The following is a 2,961-nucleotide window of genomic DNA, read 5'->3' as shown; positions in this document are numbered from 1 at the left end:
CGAAGGCGTCGAAGTCCTCCAGGGTGCCCAGGTCCGGGTGGATCGCGTCGTGGCCGCCGGCCGGGGAGCCGATCGCCCACGGCACGCCCACGTCGTGCGGGCCGGCGTTGAGGGTGTTGTTGGGGCCCTTGCGGAAGGTGGTGCCGATGGGGTGGACAGGCGGCAGGTAGACCACGTCGAAACCCATCCCGGCGATCGCCGGCAGCCGCCGCGCGGCGGTCTTGAAGGTGCCGCTGACCGTGGGCTTGCCCATCTCGACGACGGCGCCCTCCGAGCGCGGGAAGAACTCGTACCACGAGCCGTACAACGCCCGCTCCCGCTCCACCAACAACGGCAACTGCTCGGAGGACGAGACGAATTCGCGCAGCGGATGGCGGGCGAGGACGTGGTCCACGTCCGGGGTCAGGGCGGCGGCCAGGCGGGCCACTGCGGGGCGAGCGGTGTCGCGCAGGGCGTCCGCGGCGGCGAGGATCGTGTCACGGCGGCCCCGGCTCTCCGGGACTCCGGCGGCGGCCCGCTCGTACAGCAGCGCGCCCTCCTCCAGGACCAGCTCCGTGTCCATCCCCGCCGGGATCTTGATCTGCGCGTGATGACGCCAGGTGGTGATCGGGTCGCCCCAGGCCTCCACGGTGTAGGTCCAGCGGCCCTCTTTCGGTACGGAGACGGTGGCGCCCCAGCGGTCCGTACCGGGAGCCACTTCCCGCATGGGGGTCCACGGACCGGCCTGGCCTTCCGGGTCCCGCAGGACGACATTGGCGGCGACCGCGTCGTGGCCCTCCCGGAACACCGTTGCCGAGATCTCGAACGCCTCGCCCACAACGGCCTTGGCGGGGCGCCGCCCGCACGCCACGAGGGGGCGGACGTCCAGGACGGGGATACGACCGATGAGGGCGCCGCCGCCGGGTGGCGCGGCGTTCGGTGGCGTGATGTCCGGTGGCGTGGTGTCCGTGGGTCCGGCCTGGCCCGATCCGGGTTTCGGCGTCGCGGTCTTCGCCGATTTGGCTTTCGCCTTCGCGGCCTTGGCGGCCTTCACAGGCTTCGTCGACTTGGCGGCCTTCGCAGGCTTGGCGGCTTTCGTGGCCTTCGCGGCTTTGGCGGGTGTGGCCTTGGCGGCCTTCGCCGGTTTGGCCGCTGCCGCCTTTGCGGGCGAGGGCTCCGCCGCCTTCGCCGGTTTGGCCGCTGCCTCGTTCGCGGGTGAGGCCTTCGCCGCCTTTGCGGGGGTGGCCTCGGCCTTTCCGGGGTTTTCGGCTGCTGCCTGTTCCGGTTTCTCGGCCGCGGCCCGCTGTGGCGGGCCGGCTTGCGCCCCGTTTGCGGGGGGTGCGCTGATGCTGTGCGTCGGAGGTGATGACGAGTGGTGCGTGGCGGGCATGACCGCTCCTGTCCGCGTCAACGTGGGTGGGCGGAGATGGCATGTGGGGAGGTGGGTCCTGCGGGGCGTACCGGGGAGCCTTCCCACCCTAATCGGGTGGGCAATCCGGCACGTTGTTAACTACTCGCGCGTATCTCCGCACACAAGACCGGCCCCGTCCGGTGATACATGGCGGACGAGGCCGGTCGGTGAATGCGCAACTACTTAGGGGTTGCTGACCTGCAAGAGCTTGTTCGGTGAGCCGAGACCGGCCGTGGATATCTTCCCGGACGCCGCCTGCGCGACAAGTGCCTTGCTCACGTCGGCGGGACTCGCCGTCGCGTGATCGGCAAGATAGAGCGCCGCCGCACCCGCGGTGTGGGGCGACGCCATCGACGTACCGGAGAAGGTGGCCTTCGCGGTGTCGCTCGCGTTCGACGCGGAGGTGACGTCCACGCCGGGTGCGAACAGATCGAGCCGGCTGCCCCAGTTCGAGAAGCTCGCCCGTGCGTCCGCCGCATCGCTCGCGCCGACTGTGATGGCTTCCTGGACCCGGGCCGGCGAGTACAGGCTCGCCGGGAGCCCGTCGTTGCCGGCCGCGACCGCGTAGGTGACGCCGGACGCGATGGAGTTGCGGACGGCGGCGTCGAGTTGCGCGTTCGCGAAGCCGCCCAGGCTCATATTGGCCACCGCGGGCTTCTGGGCGTTCTTGGTCACCCAGTCGATGCCCGCGATCACCTGGGCCGTGGTGCCCGAACCCTCGTTGTCGAGTACGCGGACACCGACGACCTTGGCCTTCTTCGCCACGCCGTACGTCGTGCCGGCGATCGTGCCCGCCACATGCGTGCCGTGGCCCTGACCGTCCTGCGCGGTGGCGTCGTTGTCGACGAAGTCCCAGCCGGAGCTCGCCCGGCCGCCGAAGTCCTGGTGCGTGGTCCGGATCCCGGTGTCGATGACGTACGCCGTCACACCCTGGCCCGCGGACTCCGGCCAGGTGTAGCTCTTGTCCAGCGGCAGGTTCGGCTGGTCGATGCGATCGAGGCCCCAGGGCGGGTTCTTCTGCTGGGTGTCCAAACTGACTCTGGTGTCCTGCGTGACCGAGGCCACGCGTGAGTCGGCGGCCAGGCGCTTGGCCTGCTGCTCGCCGACCTTCACCGCGTAGCCATTGATCGCGGTGCTGTAGGTGTGGCTGATTTTCGCCCCGTACGTTTCGACGAGGTCCTTGCCCGCGTTCGACGGGGCCTTCGTTCCGCCCTTGAGCGTGACGATGTAGCTGTCACTGACGGAGCCGGGGGCGTCGGCGCCGATTATCTGCCCCAGTGGGGCGGCCTGTGCGGGCAGGGTGGTGGCCGAAAGCACCGCGGCCGTAATGGCCGCGGTGAGGCCTCCCGCCGAGGACAGACGCCTTTTGTGCGTCACTGGCATGGTGTGAGTTCCCCTCCTCAACTCGGCGTACTCCGACCGCAGTTTGCGCACGCCCTGACAGGTGCAGGTCGGATCGCCGTTGGCAGCCTCTCGTGCGGTGTGAGCTGCCACAAGGCCGCACGACGTGGCGGAATCGGCCATATCTTCCGTGGGGTACGTGTGAAGGTTGCGGCGATTTCAAGCCGCGT

The 2,961-nt window shown here is 70.0% G+C and carries 2 protein-coding genes; both read right to left on the bottom strand.

Annotated elements, in window-relative coordinates; genetic code table 11:
• The coding region (locus tag ABD357_RS24325; RefSeq protein WP_344392872.1) for a maltotransferase domain-containing protein at positions 1-1,369 on the bottom strand (1,369 nt) is incomplete at its 3' end.
• A gap of 204 nt (positions 1,370-1,573) precedes the next feature.
• Positions 1,574-2,773, bottom strand: a complete 1,200-nt coding sequence (locus ABD357_RS24320) for a S8 family peptidase (RefSeq protein ID WP_344392870.1) — start codon at positions 2,771-2,773, stop codon at positions 1,574-1,576.
• Positions 2,774-2,961 lie beyond the last annotated feature (188 nt).

The sequence above is a fragment of the Streptomyces vastus genome (assembly GCF_039532825.1).
GTDB classification, from domain to species: Bacteria; Actinomycetota; Actinomycetes; order Streptomycetales; family Streptomycetaceae; genus Streptomyces; species Streptomyces vastus.
The sequence above is the reverse complement of the archived record's forward strand: the minus strand, read 5'-3'. Positions and strand labels throughout refer to the sequence as shown.

Coding starts and splice junctions, on each gene's coding strand:
- ABD357_RS24320 (WP_344392870.1), bottom strand. CDS start 2,773: ATGCCAGTGACGCACAAAAGGCGTCTGTCCTCGGCGGGAGGCCTCACC.